General features: G+C 75.9%; 15 protein-coding genes. 4 read left to right on the top strand and 11 right to left on the bottom strand.

Annotation, left to right across the window (positions count from 1 at the left end):
• The 11 genes from ACSNOC_RS23680 to ACSNOC_RS23730 all read right to left on the bottom strand — a co-directional run.
• The coding region (locus ACSNOC_RS23680) for a porin PorA family protein (RefSeq protein ID WP_436749585.1) at positions 1 to 435 on the bottom strand (435 nt) is incomplete at its 3' end.
• Between the two features lie 295 nt (positions 436 to 730).
• Entirely contained in the window at positions 731 to 1,690 is a 960-nt protein-coding gene (locus tag ACSNOC_RS23685; RefSeq protein ID WP_436749586.1) for a glycosyltransferase family 9 protein, read from the bottom strand.
• Positions 1,687 to 3,105: a D-glycero-beta-D-manno-heptose 1-phosphate adenylyltransferase gene (rfaE2, locus tag ACSNOC_RS23690; RefSeq protein WP_436749587.1), complete on the bottom strand. Its 1,419-nt coding sequence runs from the start codon at positions 3,103 to 3,105 to the stop codon at positions 1,687 to 1,689. Before rfaE2 ends, ACSNOC_RS23685 begins: the two co-directional genes overlap by 4 nt.
• The gene (locus ACSNOC_RS23695) at positions 3,102 to 3,734 is read right to left on the bottom strand and encodes a D-sedoheptulose-7-phosphate isomerase (protein ID WP_436749588.1); all 633 of its coding nucleotides are present in this window, start codon (positions 3,732 to 3,734) and stop codon (positions 3,102 to 3,104) included. Before ACSNOC_RS23695 ends, rfaE2 begins: the two co-directional genes overlap by 4 nt.
• Before the next feature lie 120 nt (positions 3,735 to 3,854).
• Entirely contained in the window at positions 3,855 to 5,114 is a 1,260-nt protein-coding gene (locus tag ACSNOC_RS23700; RefSeq protein WP_436749589.1) for a glycosyltransferase, read from the bottom strand.
• Entirely contained in the window at positions 5,114 to 6,079 is a 966-nt protein-coding gene (locus ACSNOC_RS23705; protein ID WP_436749590.1) for a glycosyltransferase, read from the bottom strand. Before ACSNOC_RS23705 ends, ACSNOC_RS23700 begins: the two co-directional genes overlap by 1 nt.
• Positions 6,076 to 7,143, bottom strand: a complete 1,068-nt coding sequence (locus ACSNOC_RS23710; protein WP_436749591.1) for a glycosyltransferase family 9 protein — start codon at positions 7,141 to 7,143, stop codon at positions 6,076 to 6,078. Before ACSNOC_RS23710 ends, ACSNOC_RS23705 begins: the two co-directional genes overlap by 4 nt.
• Entirely contained in the window at positions 7,140 to 7,805 is a 666-nt protein-coding gene (locus ACSNOC_RS23715; RefSeq protein ID WP_436749592.1) for a D-glycero-alpha-D-manno-heptose-1,7-bisphosphate 7-phosphatase, read from the bottom strand. Before ACSNOC_RS23715 ends, ACSNOC_RS23710 begins: the two co-directional genes overlap by 4 nt.
• Positions 7,798 to 8,898 (bottom strand): glycosyltransferase family 2 protein, encoded by a 1,101-nt coding sequence (locus ACSNOC_RS23720; RefSeq protein ID WP_436749593.1) that lies wholly within the window; start codon positions 8,896 to 8,898, stop codon positions 7,798 to 7,800. Before ACSNOC_RS23720 ends, ACSNOC_RS23715 begins: the two co-directional genes overlap by 8 nt.
• A complete protein-coding gene (locus tag ACSNOC_RS23725; protein WP_436749594.1) occupies positions 8,895 to 10,613 on the bottom strand; it encodes a carbamoyltransferase family protein in 1,719 nt (572 codons plus the stop codon). Before ACSNOC_RS23725 ends, ACSNOC_RS23720 begins: the two co-directional genes overlap by 4 nt.
• 44 nt (positions 10,614 to 10,657) lie before the next feature.
• Positions 10,658 to 11,611 (bottom strand): NAD-dependent epimerase/dehydratase family protein, encoded by a 954-nt coding sequence (locus tag ACSNOC_RS23730; RefSeq protein ID WP_436749595.1) that lies wholly within the window; start codon positions 11,609 to 11,611, stop codon positions 10,658 to 10,660.
• 120 nt (positions 11,612 to 11,731) lie between these two features.
• On the opposite strand from ACSNOC_RS23730, the gene ACSNOC_RS23735 reads away from it, so the two are divergent.
• From ACSNOC_RS23735 to ACSNOC_RS23750, 4 genes are all read left to right on the top strand, one after another.
• The gene (locus ACSNOC_RS23735; protein WP_436749596.1) at positions 11,732 to 12,814 is read left to right on the top strand and encodes an NAD-dependent epimerase/dehydratase family protein; all 1,083 of its coding nucleotides are present in this window, start codon (positions 11,732 to 11,734) and stop codon (positions 12,812 to 12,814) included.
• Between the two features lie 38 nt (positions 12,815 to 12,852).
• A complete protein-coding gene (locus ACSNOC_RS23740) occupies positions 12,853 to 14,691 on the top strand; it encodes a thiamine pyrophosphate-requiring protein (protein ID WP_436749597.1) in 1,839 nt (612 codons plus the stop codon).
• Between the two features lie 46 nt (positions 14,692 to 14,737).
• Complete coding sequence (locus ACSNOC_RS23745; protein ID WP_436749598.1) at positions 14,738 to 15,631, top strand: SDR family oxidoreductase; 894 nt, start codon at positions 14,738 to 14,740, stop codon at positions 15,629 to 15,631.
• Positions 15,632 to 15,647: 16 nt separating this feature from the next.
• Positions 15,648 to 15,877: hypothetical protein (locus tag ACSNOC_RS23750; protein ID WP_436749599.1), on the top strand; the 230-nt coding region annotated here is incomplete at its 3' end.

A 15,877-nucleotide genomic window follows, 5' to 3' on the forward strand; every position in this document is an offset into this window, starting at 1 on the left:
GTCGCGCCGCTCGGGCTCCAGCGGGAACCCGATGACCAGGCCCTGGTGCGGGTCGGCCTCGACGCCCTCGGGGGCCGGGCGGTCCTCCAGGGTGACGCGGTCCACGGCCCAGCGCTCCTCCGAGACCGTCAGTTCCCGGCCCTCGGGACCGAGCAGCACGCGGCTGTCGGAGAAGACGGCGGTGTCGCTCGTGGTGTGCACGACCTCGATGTGGCGGTCCATCAGGACCGGGACGTCCACCAGGAACGCGTGGGCCAGGTCGCCGGTGGCCAGCGCCTCCTGGTCGAGCACGGTCGCGGTGCCTTCGTACCGCGGGTTGGCGTCCACGTCGTCGGGGACCTTCTGCACGGCCGGGTACAGGGCGAAACGGGTCACGGCCGAGAGGACGAGGAACAGGGCGGCGAATCCGGTGAAAAGCCAGGTCGATCTTCGCATGAGGGGGTCTCCCGGGAGGGATGCGTACCATGGCGAGCGGAATAGATCGGATCGACGGTTCAATTTATGGCCAGGGGCACCGGGCGTCAATAAGAGGACCGGGGGGCGACCTGTTTCCACGGCCCCGCTGTCACGCTCACTCACCGCTGTCCCAGCAGGTCAGAGGCCATATGCGCCGCTTTTCCCGCGTGACAAACGCCCATGTGGGGAGGAGTCGATCCGTCCTTCTCGAATGCCCCCGAAAATCTCTGGAGAAATTCCGGACAAATTTCTGGGAAAGGGCCGAGGGGGGCGCCTATGCTTTCGTGGCGAATTCCGGCAGCCCGGCCAGCGCCGCCAGGACCTCCGGCACGCCGATCGCCCGCAGCCGTTCGTCCGGCTCGGTGCCGTGGGGGTCCCCGGCGTGCGGGACGCCGGGGTGCCACAGGGCGCGGTGGCGCGGCGAGTCGGGCGGGCCCCACAGCGCGGGGGAGACCGGGCCGAACAGCACCACCGAGGGGGTGCCCAGCGCCGTGGCCAGGTGCGCGATGCCGGTGTCGCCGACCAGCACCGCCCGCGCCCCGGCGATCAGCGCGGCCAGGGCGGGGAAGGCGAGGACGGCCGGCCCGGCGAAGACCGAGGACGCGGCGGGCAGGCCCGCCGACTCCGCCACCGCGCGGGCGAGTTCCCCCTCGTCCGGGCCGCCGGTGATCACCACGCGGTGCCCGTCGCGGGCCAGCGCGCGGGCCACGGCGGCGAACTTTCCGGGCGGCCAGCGGCGCGCGCCCGCGTCCGCGCCCGGGTGCACCACGACCGCGTCCGGCGCGGGCGACGGCCACGGCGGCGCGGTGATCCGCACGTCCGCCGGATCGGCGGCGACGCCGTACCAGGCCAGGAACCGGCACCAGCGGTCCCGTTCGTGCTCGTCCGCGCGCCACTCGGGGCCCGCCACGTGCGCGAAGCCCCACAGCCGCTCGGGGCCCAGCGCGGACAGCGGGCGCAGGCTCTCCGGGCCGCTGCCGTGCAGGTCGACGGCCAGCTCCGGGCCGGGGCCCGACCAGGGGACGGCGGACGGCACGGCGCGGCCCGGCGCGGCGGCCGGGATCAGCTCGTCCACCGCGCCGGTCGCCGCCACGGCCTCGGCCAGGGAGCCGGGCGCGGCCAGCAGCAGCCGGTGCTCCGGGAACGCCCGGCGCAGCCCGCGCAGCGCGGGCACGCCCGTCAGCAGATCGCCCAGGCCCAGCGCCCGCAGGACCAGCAGCCGCCGCCGCGTCACGACGTCACATACGCGGCCCGCCGGGCCAGTTCGGTGGTGGAGCGGCCGTCGAGGTACGGCAGGACGAGCGTCTGCCCGCCCCACTCGCGCAGCGCCGCCGCCTCCGGCAGGTCGCGGACGCTGTAGTCGCCGCCCTTGACCCACACGTCCGGCCGCAGCCGCCGCAGCAGCGCCTCGGGGGTGTCCTCGTCGAACTCGACGACCGCGTCCACGCAGCCCAGCCCCGCCAGCACCCGGATCCGGTCGGCCGCCGTGTTGAACGGCCGGCCCCGGCCCTTCAGCCGCCGCACCGACGCGTCGGAGTTCACGCACACGATCAGGCAGTCACCGGTCCGCCGCGCGTTCTCCAGGAACTGCACGTGCCCGGCGTGCAGCAGGTCGAAGCAGCCGCCGGCCGCCACCACCGTGCCGCCCCGGGAGCGGACCGACGCGATCAGGGACCAGGCGTCGCCGGGCGGCGCGGGCGTCCGGGCCGCCGCCGGGGAGCGGTCGCCCCACAGGGCCAGCGCCGCCAGGCCGCCCGCGCCCACGAAACGGGTCGCCGCCTCCGTCGCCCGCGCCACCGCGTCGGACGGCAGCCCGCCGTCCGCCAGCACCCCGGCCGCCGTCGCGGCGAAGCAGTCCCCGGCGCCGCACGGGTCGCCGTCGTGCCCGGCGGCGGCCGGGACGTAGAGCGGGTCGTCGCAGTTCGCCCGCGCCAGCACCGCGCCCCGGCCGCCGAGCGTCACGGCGACCGACGCCGCGCGCCAGCGCTCCGCCAGCAGCGCGCCGCGGCGGCTGTGGGCGTGCGGCGAGTCGTCGTCCTCGCCGGCGTCCGCCGCCCTGTCGCCGCGGGCCGCGCCGCAGAACAGCCGCGCCTCGCGCTCGTTCGGGGTGACCAGCCGGACCCCCGGCACGGGCGGCAGGCCGCGCGGATGCGGATCCCACACCACAGGGACGCGGGCCGCCGCCTCCGCCAGCAGGTCCCGGACGGCCGCCGCCGCGCCCTGCCCGTAGTCCGCGACCAGTACCGTCCCCGCGTTCCGCAGCACCGCCCGGACCTCCGGGCCGGGCGCGCCGGGCGTGCCGCCGCCGCTGTCGCAGCGGACCAGCGGGCGGCCCCCGGCCAGCACCCGGGACTTCACCGGCAGCGAGCCGTTCAGGGGCAGCTCGGCCAGCCGCACGCCGGGCGGCAGCATGGCCCGCACCGCCGCGCTCGCCTCGTCGTGGCCCAGCGCGGCGACGAGCACCACCTCGCGCCCGCCCCGTGCCGCGAGCGCGGCGGCCAGTCCGGCCCCGCCGGGGCGGCAGCGCTCGGCCGCCACCTCCACGACGGGCACGGGCGCGTCGGGCGCCAGCCGGGTGGCGTCGCCCTCGACGTCCCGGTCGAGCAGCACGTCGCCCACGACGACGAGCGGGCGGCGGGCGGCGGTCATGACACCTCCCGGCGGCTGAGCACGACCCGGGCGGGCGACGCCGACTCGTCCGGCGCCAGCGCCTCGTCGAACGCCTCGCACAGTACGTGCAGCGCGACCAGGTGCGCCTCCTGCACGGTCGCGGTGCTGGGGGAGGAGATGCTGAGCACCGCGTCGGCCTGGTGGGCCAGCGGGTTGGGCACCGGGCCGGTCATGGCCCACACCCGCAGGCCCGCCGCCCGCCCGGCGGTGGCGGCGCTGAGCAGGTTGTCGCTGCGGCCCGAGGTGGACATCAGGACCAGCACGTCACCGGGCCGGCCGTGGGCGGCGACCTGCCGGGCGAAGACCTCGTCGAAGCCGTAGTCGTTGCCGATGGCGGTGACGCTGGAGGTCTCGGCGTGCAGGGATATGGCGGAGAACGGGGGCCGGTCCTCGGCGTAGCGGCCGACGAGTTCGGCCGTCAGGTGCTGGGCCTGGGCGGCGCTGCCGCCGTTGCCCGCCGCCAGGAGCCGGCCGCCGAACGGCAGGACCCCGGCCAGGTGGCGGCCCCACTCCACGGCCCGGTCGAGCCCGTCGTCGCTGTGGCGGAAGTCCCGCAGGGCGTCCTGGAGGGACACGCAGTGGTCGTGCGCGGCGCGCGATGCGTGCATGGGCGAACTCCTCCGATGGTTCAAGGTCGTACGCGGTGGGTCGTTTCTCGAGGGGCGGGCATTCGGCTTCGACGGTCGGGTACGGCGTCCGGGGCACGGGCGGAAGCGCCGGGCCACCGCTCAGGCGCCCGCGCCGCTCACCGGGGCCGGGCGGCGGCTGGCGATCTCGCGGTAGACCTCCTCGGTCGCGGCGGCCACCGCGGCCCAGCGGTAACGGGTCAGCACCCGCCGCCGCCCCGCCGCGCCGCGCGCCGCCCGCTCGGCCGGTGAGGCCAGCAGCGCCGCCACCGCGTCGGCCAGCGCCGCCGGGTCGCCGGGCGGCACCAGCCGCCCGGTGCCGGGGTCGGCCACCGTGTCCCGCTGCCCGCCGACCGCGCTGGCGACCACCGGGACGCCGCAGGCCATGGCCTCCAGCGGCACGATGCCGAACGGCTCGTAGTCCGCCGGGCACAGCACCAGATCGGCGCCGCGCACCAGCGACGGAACGTCCGCCCGCGCCACGCCACCGGTGAACCGGACCCGGTCGGCCACCCCGAACGAACGGGCGACCCCGCGCAGCCGCCGCACCTCCGGATCGGCGTCCAGTTCCGCCCCGGCCCGGGGACCGCCCGCGATGACCAGCTCGGCGTCCGGGATCTTCGTCAGCGCCTCGATGGACACCTGGGCGCCCTTGCGCGGCACCAGCCGGCCCAGCTGGAGCAGCCGGTACGGGAACGCGCCGCGCGGCGCGGCCGGCCCGTCCGGGGTGAACAGCTCCGGGTCCACACCGCACGGCACGACGCTGATCCGCTCCGGCGGCAGGCCCATCGCGGTCAGCTCCGCCACCTCGTCGCGGCAGGTGGCCACCGTCCGGTCGCAGCTCAGGCCGACGTACCGCTCCCAGGTGATCCGGTCGGCCGGGCTGGTGTCGGCCGCCCCCTGGTGCCGCCGCTTGACGGTGCCCAGCGCGTGGAAGGTGTGCGCGAACGGGATGCCCAGCGGCTGGGCCGCCTGGAGGGTCGCCACGCCCGACATCCAGAAGTGGGAGTGCGCCACGTCCGGCGGCGCCGCCGCCCACTCCCGTTCCAGCACGGCGCCGAACTGCGGCATGAACGGCAGCAGCCGGTCCTTGGCCACGGCCTCGGCGGGCCCGGCCGGGACGTTCCGCACGGTCACGCCCGGCCGCAGCCGCACGGTCGCCGGCAGCGAGGTGGAGTCGCGCCGGGTGTAGACCGTCACCGTGTGGCCGCGGTCGGCGAGTTCGCCGGCCAACTGCGCGACGTGCACGTTCTGGCCACCCGCGTCCTCGCCGCCCAGGGCGGCGAGCGGGCTGGCGTGCTCGGAGACGAGGGCGATCGTGAGCCCGTCCCCGGCGGGGGGTCGCTCGGTGGGTCGCCTCATCAGCGGATCACCTCCTCCATCAGCAGGTCCCAGTCGTCCAGGAATCGCTTCAGCCCGTAGCGCTCCAGCGCGGCGTGCCGCGCCGCCCGGCCCGCCTCGGCGGCGGCGTCCGGGTCGCGCAGGTACGCGGCGGCGGCCCTGGCGAGGACCTCGGGGCGCGTGGAGAGCACCCCGGCGTCCGGCGGCACCGCGTCCACGGCCTCCGTGGTGGCCAGGCCGACGATCGGCATGCCCAGGTGCATGGCCTCGATCAGGGACAGGCCCAGCGAGGTCCAGCGGACCGGGTGCACGTAGACCCGGCGCCTGGCCATCTCGTCGTGCAGCTTGCTCTGCGGCAGGTCGTAGGAGCGGCAGCGGTCCCAGGACAGTCCCAGCCGCCGGGCCAGCTCCTCGGTGCCCATGCCGAACACGTCCAGGGGCGCGGCCCGCGCCAGCTCCGGCAGCAGGTCGGTGCCGGTGGTCCGGCCGCGCCGCAGCGGCTCGTTGACCACCACCGCCGCCCGGGCCAGCTCGCCGGTCCAGCGGTGGCCGGGGTCGACCACGCCGTGCTCGACGACGGCGGTCCGGGTGGTGCCGTTGTCCCAGAAGAGCCTGTTGAAGTGCGTGACATGCACCAGCGTCAGGTCGTCGCGGTCGGCGTACGGGTGCCGGGTGTGCGGCACGTCGCCGTCGGGGGCGTTGTGCTCGACGTACACCGCGGGCACGTCGCGGCCGGGGCGCCGGCCGCCGAGCCAGCGCTCGGCCAGCGCGGCCTCGTGGGGGCGTTGCAGGACGACCAGGTCCACCGGCGCGTCCCGCAGCCGCTCGGGCGGCAGTTCGGTGACGGACTCGGGCCAGGTCCACGTCCTGGCCCGGCCGAGGCCGTCGGGGCCGCGGTCGGGCAGCACGGGAACGAGGTAGGAGTGGGTGCCCTGGACGAACGCCGTCGTCCAGGAGCCGTGCACGTGCCAGAGCAGGATGTTCATGCGGGGGCCTTCCGTCCGGCGCGGTCCCGGCGGGAACCACCCACCGTCAGGGCCGCGACCGCGCCGATGACCTCGTCGTCGGTGATGGAGTCCAGGCACGGGTGGCCGGCCACCGGGCACAGCCGGGCCCTGGTGCCCGCGCAGGCCGTGTCCTGGCGGCCCAGCCGCAGGTGCGGCACCCGGTACGGCAGCCAGCGGTCGGCGCTGACGACGGGGGAGAAGAGGCTGACGATCGGGGTGCGCACGGCCGCCGCCAGGTGGGCCGGGCCGGTGTTGCCCGCGATCACGACCCGCGCCCCGGCCAGCACGCCGGCCAGCTCCGGCAGCCGGGTGCGCCCGCCGAGGTCGAGCGCGTTCCGCCCGGCGACCCGCCGGGTCAGCGCCGCCTCGCCGGGGCTGCCGGTGACCACGACGCGGTGCCCGGCCGCGGTGAGCGCGGCGACGGCCCGCTCGGAGCGGGCCGGCGACCAGGTCCTGGCGGGCACGGCGGCGCCGGGGTGCAGCACGACGTACGGGTCGGTGCCGGTCAGGTGGCTGGTGTCGGGGAAGGTGCGGACGCGCAGCGCGCCGTCGTCGCCCGGCGGCAGCGAGAACCCGGCCGCCTCGGCCAGCTCCAGCGCGGCGGCGGCCTCGTGCCGGTGCGGTGCCCGCTGGTGGCGCAGCTGGAGCAGCGACCCGGGGTAGTCCACGCTGTCCGCGCCGGTCCACGGCACCCCGGCCATCTTCAGCAGCAGCGCGGCGGGCAGCGGGCTCTGGTGGAACGACGTGAGGATCAGCGCCCGGTCGTACCGCCCGTCGGCCAGCCGGTCGACCAGCGCCGCCACGTCCTCCCGCCGCAGCGGGGGAGGGGACAGGCTCACCCAGGGCGCGTCGAAGACGATCAGGTCGTCCACGCCGGGCAGCATCCGCCCGGCGTCCTCGCCCTGCGGGCCGCACAGCAGCGTCACGGCGGACGACCCGGCCGCGACGGCGCGGACCGCCGGTCCGGCCAGCAGCACGTCGCCCGCGCTGTCGAGGCGGACCACCAGCGTGCGGGGGGCCCGGGGGCGGAGGGGTCCGGTCATGCGTCACGCTCCCCGGGGGCGTCACCGGCCAGCAGGCGGCGGACCGCCGTCAGTACGTCGGGCGCCCACTCGTGGGCGGCGACGATCTCCTCGCGCCGGGTGACCGGCGTCGGGACCAGCACCCCGCGCGCCCCGGCCGCGCGCGCCGCCGCCATGTCGCTGCCGATGTCGCCGACGACCGCCGTGGGCGCGGCGGGGACGCCCAGCCGCGCGCAGGCCGCGAGCACCAGCCCGGGGGCGGGCTTGCGGCACGCGCAGCAGTCCCAGGGGGCGTGCGGGCAGACCGCCCACACGCCGAACGGCCCGAGCAGCTCCTCGACGCGCCGCCGGACCGCCTCGACGCCGTCCCGTCCGAAATAGCCGCGCGCCGCGCCGGACTGGTTGCTGACCACCCCGAGCGCGATCCCGCGTGCCCGCAGGGCGTCGAGGGCCTCACGGACCCGGGGGAACGGCCGGACCAGGGCGGGGTCGGCGTTGTAGGGAACGTCCTCGATCAGGGTGCCGTCCCGGTCGAACAGCACCGCGCCCAGCCCGGCCGGCGGCGCCGCGGACGGTGGCGGCGGCGGCGGGGGCGACGCGGCCGGTGGGGACAGCAGCCACGGGCCGTCCGCCGCCCGCCGGGGCCTCGGTCGCCTTTTCGCGGGTATCGAGGTTTTAGTCATGAACGACTGAGTTGCCCGAATTGACCATCTCAAACGGTGGGACCACCGCACTGCCCCCGGCAGGGGGAACGGGCAGCCGGGGGGCCGGCGCGGGCCGCACGCCCCGGTGCCGCACCTGACCGGCCAGCCAGTGCCACACCGCCACCGGCGGGATCGCCGCGCTGGTCAGCACCATCCGGCGGATCTCCTCGGCGGTCCGCGGCCCCGGCAGGATCCGCGCGGCGGCGAACTCGGCGGTGCCCGCCAGCCACGCGCCCGCGCACCAGGCCGCCGCACCCGGCCGCCGCGCCGCGACGGCCGCCAGCGCCGCCGCGCCCGCGGCGCTGATCGCCAGATGGCGGCGCAGCCGCCCGCGCGGCGCCTCGGCCCGCGCCCACCAGTCTCGGCCGTGCAGGCGGCGCATGAGCACGTCGTCCGCGTTCCCCGCCTGGGTGCGCACCGACACCCACGCGTCGGCGGGGCGCACCGGATGCGTGGTCCGCCGCTCGCCCACCGCCAGGATCCAGCCCGCCGCCAGCACGCGCAGCGCCAGATCCGCGTCCTCCCGGAACGCCCGGGGGAACCGCTCGTCGAAGCCGCCCACCGCCTCCAGCGCCTTCCGGCGGTAGGCCATGTCGGCGGTGATCCAGCGCGCCGTGGCCAGCCCGGCCGTGTTCCGCTCCCAGTCCGTGGGGCGCCGGTTCTCCGGCAGCGGCACCGTGATCCGGCCCTGCACGCCCGCGATGTCCGGCTCGGCGGCGGACAGGTCGGCGGCGAGCGAGGCGGCCCAGCCGGGCTCCGGCACCACGTCGTCGTCGAGGAACGCGATCCACGGCTCGGGCGCCCGCCGCCACCCCGCGTTCCGCGCGGCGGCCGGGCCCGCGCCCCGGCCCGGCACGATCTCCACCAGGTGGCGCAGCGCGAACGGCACCGCCACCGGCAGCGGCGTCGGGTCGTGCGGCGGCCGGTCGTCCACCAGCACGATCCGCGCCGGCGGCGGGCCCTCGCCGCCCGCCAGCGCGGCCAGCACCCGCCCGAGGCTCGGCCGCCCGAGGGTCGGGATGACGACCGCGTAGTCCACGAGCGGGCCGGCGTCCGTTCCCGCCCCGCTCACCGCGCCGCCTCCCGCTCCTCCGTCAGCGCCTCCGCCTGCCCGGTCCGCCCGGTCCGCTCGCCGTGCGCGTCACCGGCGAAGAACGGGCCGCGCCGCACCACGAACGGGCCGATCGCCAGCAGGTCCACCGGCGCCGAGCCGAAGCACTCCAGCGCGTCCCGGGGGTCGTCCACCATCGGGCGGCCCGCCGTGTTGAGGCTGGTGTTGACGACCACCGGCAGCCCGGTCAGCTCCTCGAAGACCGCCAGCATCCGCCCGACCAGCGGTTCGGCCGCCGGGTCCACCGTCTGCGCCCGCGCGGTGCCGTCCACGTGCGTCACGGCCGGGATCCGGTCCCGCCACGCCGGGCGCACCTCGTGCACGAACAGCATGTACGGGCTGGGCAGCGGCCCGTCGAACACCTCCGCCGCCCGCCGCGCCAGCACCATCGGCGCCACCGGCCGGAACTGCTCGCGGCCCTTGATGTCGTTCAGCCGCTCCAGATTGCCCGACCGGCCCGGGTGCGCCAGCAGCGACCGGTGCCCCAGCGCCCTCGGCCCGAACTCCGACCGGCCCTGGAACCACGCGACGACCTGGTTCTCCGCCAGGGCCCGCGCGACGGTCGCCGCCACGTCCTGCGGCCGTTCGAACGGCACGCCCGCCGTCTTCAGCCACGCCTCCAGCTCCGCGTCCGACCAGCCGCGCCCCAGGTCGGCGCCCGGCATCGGCTCCACCGGCGCCGGGTCCGCGACCGCCGCGTGCAGCAGCGCGCCGCCCAGCGCGGTCCCCGCGTCCCCGGCGGCCGGCTGCACCCACACCTGGCGGAACGGGCCCTCGCGGGCGATACGGGAGTTGGCCACGCAGTTGAGCGCCACCCCGCCCGCCATCGTCAGGATCTCGTCGCCCGTGCGGCCGTGGATCCAGCGGACCAGGTCGAGCAGCGTCTCCTCCAGGCACCGCTGCGCGCTGGCCGCGAGATCCGCGTGCGCCTGCGTCCACGCCTCGGCCGGGCGGCGCGGCTCGGTGAACTCCGTCCACGGCACGCCGGCCGCGACGAAGCCGCCGTCACCCGTCGGGTGGACGTGACGGCGCAGCTCGGACAGGTACCGCGGGCTGCCGTAGGAGGCCAGCGCCATCACCTTGTACTCGTCGCTGGACCGCAGGAAGCCGAGGTGCTCGGTCAGCTCCTCGTACACCAGGCCCAGCGAGTGCGGCAGCTCCTGGCTCCGCAGCGGCTCCAGCCGCTCCCCGACGCGCCGCGCCGCCAGGTGCGAGGCGGACTCGCCCCGGCCGTCGAGCACCAGCACCGAGGAGTTCTCCGCGAACGGCGCCGCGAACGCCGACGACGCGGCGTGCGCCATGTGGTGCGGCACGAACCGCACCTGCTCCGGGTCCAGCCCCGGCAGCGCGGTGGCCAGGAAGTTCGGCGCCTCCCGCGCGTAGGTGAGCCGCAGGTGGTCCCACGGGTCGTGCAGGCCCATCGCGTCGGCGGGCCGGGCCAGCGCCGGGTCGAACGAGTAGGTGACCGCGTCCAGGTCCTCGGGCCGCAGCCCGGCCTGCCCCAGGCACCAGGCCGCCGCCTTCTCCGGCAGCTCCCAGGCCGCGAACGGCACCGGCCGCTTGCCGTGCTTGCGGCGCGAGAAGCGTTCCTCCTCCGCCGCCGCGACGGTGCGGCCGTCGATGACGAGGGCCGCGGCGGGATCGTGGAACAGGGCGTTGATTCCGAGTACGCGCATGAAGGGCCCTCCGGGCTCGGGGTCGGGATGTCGGGACGCCGGGCTCAGGCGGCTCTGGACGTGACGGGTTCCCGGTACCAGGCGATGGTGCGGGCCAAACCCTCTTCGGCGGGGACCTCCGGCTCCCACTGGAGCTTTCCGCGCGCCAGGGTGATGTCGGGGCAGCGCACGGTCGGGTCGTCGGTGGGCCGCTCGATGAACCGCACGGTCGAGTCCGAGCCGGTCAGGCGGATGACCAGGCGCGCCAGATCCCCCATGGTGATCTCGACGGGGTTGCCGATGTTGACCGGCCCGCGCAGGTCGGACTCCGCCATCGCCAGCACCCCGCGCACCGTGTCGTCCACATAGGTGAGGGAACGGGTCTGCCGCCCGTCCCCGGTCACCGTCAGCGGCTCGCCGGCCAGCGCCTGCCGGATGAACGTCGGCACCGCCCGCCCGTCGTGGCCGCGCATCCTGGGCCCGTACGTGTTGAACAGCCGCACGATGCCGGTGTCCGTGCCGTTCGCCTCCGCCTCTGCCGTGGTCAGCGCCTCGCCGAACCGCTTGGCCTCGTCGTACACGCTGCGCGGCCCGACCGGGTTGACGTGTCCCCAGTACGTCTCGCTCTGCGGGTGCTGCCGCGGGTCGCCGTACACCTCGGAGGTCGAGGCCAGCACGAAACGGGCTCCGTGCTCGCGGGCCAGGACCAGGGCGTTGCGGGTGCCGAGGCTGCCGGTCTCCAGCGTGTGGATCGGCAGCCGCAGATAGTCGGCCGGCGAGGCCGGGGACGCGAAGTGCAGCACCAGGTCGACGGGGGAGCCGACGTCGAACGGCTGCACGACGTCGGCGTGCCGGACCGTGAAGCCGGGCCGGTCCCGCAGATGGGCGATGTTCGCCGGGTCCGCTGTGCACATGTCGTCGATGCAGGTGACAGCCGCTCCCCGGTCGAGCAGCGCGGTGCACAGGTGCGAACCCAGGAATCCGGCTCCGCCGGTGACGACAGCGTGTCGAAACCGCATGTCATCTCCTTTCGTCAACGACCGCCTCCAAGTACCCCCCCGAAAATCGGGCAAACGGGGTGTTCTGTCGGCGGCGCGCGGGTACCCGGGCCCATCCCCGTGCGAAAGGACCGTGTGCCGATGTCCATGGACAAGGACGGCCTGCGCGTCGTCGTGGTGGGCGCGACGGGAAACGTCGGCAGCCACCTCGTCCGAGCCCTCGCCGGCGACCCGGCCGTCGCCTCCGTCCTCGGCCTCGCCCGCCGCGTCCCCGACTGGCCGGTCGAGAAGACGACCTGGGCGCCGGTCGACCTGCGGGACGGCGACGCCGCGCGGGCCGAGCTGACCGACCACTTCCGCGACGCCGACGTCGTCGTGCACCTGGCCTGGATGATCCAGCCCGCCCGCGACCCCCTGACGACCTGGCGCGCCAACGCGCTCGGCACCGCCCGCCTCCTCGACGCCGTGGCCGCCGCCCGCGTCCCGGCGCTCGTCGTCGCCTCCTCCGTCGGCGCGTACTCGCCCGGCCCCAAGGACGAGGCCGTCGACGAGAGCTGGCCCACGCACGGCTGGCCCGACGCGCCCTACAGCCGCGAGAAGGCGTACGTGGAGCGGCTGCTGGACGCCTTCGAGTACGAGCGGCCCGACACCCGCGTGGTCCGCATGCGGCCCGGCTTCCTCTTCGCCCGCGAAGCCGCCGCCGAGCAGCGGCGCCTGTTCCTCGGGCCCCTGGTCCTCGGCCCGCTGGTCCGCCCGCACCTGACCCCGGTCGTGCCCGACGTTCCCGGCCTGCGGTTCCAGGTGCTGCGCACCAGCGACGCGGCCGAGGCGTACCGGCTCGCCGTCACCCGCCCGGTGCACGGCGCGTTCAACCTGGCCGCCGACCCCGTGGTCGACGCCGCGCTGCTGGCCCGGCTGTTCGACGCCCGCGTGCTGCGCCTACCGCGCGCCGTGCTGCGGACCGCGCTGGCCACCGCCTGGCGCGCCCGCCTGACGCCCGCCCAGCCGCAGCTCTTCGACGCGCTGCTGCGGCTGCCGGTCATGGACTGCACGCGCGCGGCCGAGGAACTGGGCTGGACCCCGCGGTTCACGGCGGAGGACGCCCTGCTCGACCTGGTCGACGGCCTCCGGCACGGCACCGGCGCGCCCACCCCGCCGCTGCGCCCGCGCCTGCGGCACGGCCGCTTCTCCGAGTTCGCCACCGGCGTCGGCCGGCGCCCCTGACCTGTGCCGCCCCCCGACCTCTTTCGAAAGGAAGCGAGATGAGCGAGACAGTCGCCGACCACATTCTCGCGCGGCTGCGCGAATGGGACGTCGAGGTGGTCTACGGCTACCCCGGCGACGGCATCAACGGCATCCTCGCCGCGTGGGGCCGGGCGGAGAACGAGCCCCGCTTCGTGCAGGCGAGGCACGAGGAGATGGCCGCCTTCCAGGCCGTCGGCTACGCCAAGTTCAGCGGAAAGCTCGGCGTGTGCACCGCCACCTCCGGGCCCGGCGCCATCCACCTCCTCAACGGCCTGTACGACGCGGCCCTCGACCACGTGCCGGTCCTCGCCCTCGTCGGGCAGACCAACCGCAGCGCCATGGGCGGCTCCTACCAGCAGGAGGTCGACCTGCACAGCCTGTTCAAGGACGTCGCCGTCTACCTGGAGACCGTCAACGTCCCCGAGCAGGTGCCCAACGTGCTGGACCGCGCCGTCCGCAGCGCCTGCTCCCGCCGCGCGCCGGCCGTCGTGATCGTCCCGGCCGACGTGCAGACCCTCGACTACGAGCCGCCGGCCCACGCGTTCAAGATGGTGCCCTCCAGCCGGGACTTCAGCGCCTGGACCACCGCCCCGACCGAGGACGCCCTGCGGCGCGCCGCCGAGGTCATCAACTCCGGTACGGACACGGCGATCCTCATCGGCCAGGGCGCCGCCGGGGCCCGCGCCGAGGTCGAGGAGCTGGCCACCACCCTGGGCGCCGGTGTCGCCAAGGCGCTGCTCGGCAAGGACGCGCTGCCCGACACGCTGCCGTACGTCACCGGCACCATCGGGCTGCTCGGCACCCGCCCCTCCTACGAGCTGATGCGGGACTGCGACACGCTGATCGCGATCGGGTCCAGCTTCCCCTACAGCCAGTTCCTGCCGGAGTTCGGCCGGGCCAGGGGCGTGCAGATCGACGTGGACCCGGGCATGGTCGGCATGCGGTACCCGTACGAGGTGAACCTCGTCGGCGACGCCCGCGTCACCCTGCGCCGCCTGCTGCCGCTGCTGCGCCAGAGAAGCGACGCGGCCGAGCGGCACGAGCGGATCGCCGCCGCCATGGACCGCTGGCGGGACGCCCTGACCCGGCAGGCCGAGCTGGTCTCCGCCGACCCGATCAACCCGCAGTACGTCGCGCACCGCCTCGACCCGCTGCTGCCGGACAACGCGATCATCACCGTCGACTCCGCCTCGGTCACCAACTGGTACGCCCGCCACATCACCATGCGCGGCACGATGCGCGGCTCGCTCTCCGGCACCCTCGCCACCATGGGCTGCGCGGTGCCGTACGCGATCGGCGCCAAGTTCGCCCACCCCGACCGGCCGGTGGTGGCCCTGGCCGGTGACGGCGCGATGCAGATGAACGGCATGGCCGAGCTGATCACGGCCGCCAAGTACCAGCACGCCTGGCAGGATCCGCGGCTGGTGATCGGCGTGTGGAACAACCGCGACCTCAACCAGGTGACCTGGGAGATGCGCGCGATGTCCGGCGCCCCGCAGTTCCTGCCGTCGCAGCAACTGCCCGACGTGTCCGTGGCCGCCTTCGCGCGCACCCTCGGCCTGTCCGGCGTGCGGGTGGAGCGGCCCGAGGACGTGGAGGCCGCCTGGAGCGAGGCGCTGTCGGCGCCGGGCCCGGCCGTCGTGGAGTTCATGACGGACCCGGCGATCCCGCCCATCCCGCCGTCCGCGACCTGGGAGCAACTGGAGTCCACCGCGAAGGCGTTGCTCAAGGGCGACGCGGACCGGGGCTCGGTGGTCAAGAAGGGCATCAAGTCGAAGCTCCAGGAACTCCTGGCCGGCGGCGACGAGTCGGCGGAACGGGACGGCCGCCGCCACGCCCGGCACCGGAAGCACTGACACCCGAACGACCCGAACGCGATGGACGAAGGGACCCCCGATGTCGATGACGACGAACCCGACGGACCCGGCGGACCCGACGCGGCGCCACCCGCGACCGGAGTTCCCCCAGCAGTCACAGGAACACCCGGGCGACACCGAGGAGATGGCCCCCCGCCCCGACCACGGCGAGGACTCCTACCGGGGTTGCGACCGCCTCCGCGACCGCCACGCCCTGATCACCGGCGGCGACTCCGGCATCGGCCGCGCGGTGGCGCTGGCCTTCGCCCGCGAGGGCGCCGACGTGGTCTTCAGCCACCTGCCGGAGGAGGCGGCGGAGGCCGAGGAGACGTCCCGCCTGGTCACCGAGGCGGGCCGGCGCGCGGTCGCGCTGCCCTGCGACATCCGCGAGGAGGACGAGTGCCGCCGCCTCGCGGAGCGGGCGGTCGCGGAGTTCGGCGGCCGGATCGACATCCTCGTCAACAACGCGGCCTACCAGATGGCCCAGCCGGAGAGCATCGAGAAGATCACCACCGAGCAGTTCGACCGCGTGATGCGGACGAACCTGTACGGCATGTTCTGGCTGACCCGCATGTGCCTGCCCCACATTCCGGCGGGCGGCAGCATCATCAACACCACGTCCGTGCAGGCGTACCAGCCCAGCCCGCCGCTGCTGGACTACGCCATGACCAAGGGCGCCATCGTCACGTTCACCAAGGGCCTGGCCGCGCACGTCGCCCAGCACGGCATCCGCGTCAACGCCGTGGCCCCCGGCCCGGTGTGGACCCCGCTGATCCCGTCCACGATGCCGGACACCAGCGAGTTCGGCGCCTCGTCCCGTCTCGGCCGCGCCGCCCAGCCGGCGGAGATGGCGCCCGCCTACGTCTTCCTCGCGTCCCAGGACGCGAGCTACGTGACGGCCGAAATCATGAACGCCACCGGCGGTCAGCCGCTTCCCTGAGAGGTACTCGCCAGCCATGCACCACGACGACGCCATTCCCCCGATCCAGAACTACGACGGCCTTCCCACCGGGGAGATCGCCCACCGCATCAAGTCGCTGTCCCCGCCGGAGCTGGACACGCTGCTGGACTACGAGCACACCCACGCCGACCGCCCCGCGGTCACGCGCATGATCGAGTCCCGCCGCGCGGACCTGTCCCACGGCACCCCCCCGACCAAGGGCGGCGGCACCCCCCGCCCCGGCGG

The organism is Streptomyces sp. URMC 129, from assembly GCF_051386415.1.
GTDB lineage: Bacteria > Actinomycetota > Actinomycetes > Streptomycetales > Streptomycetaceae > Streptomyces.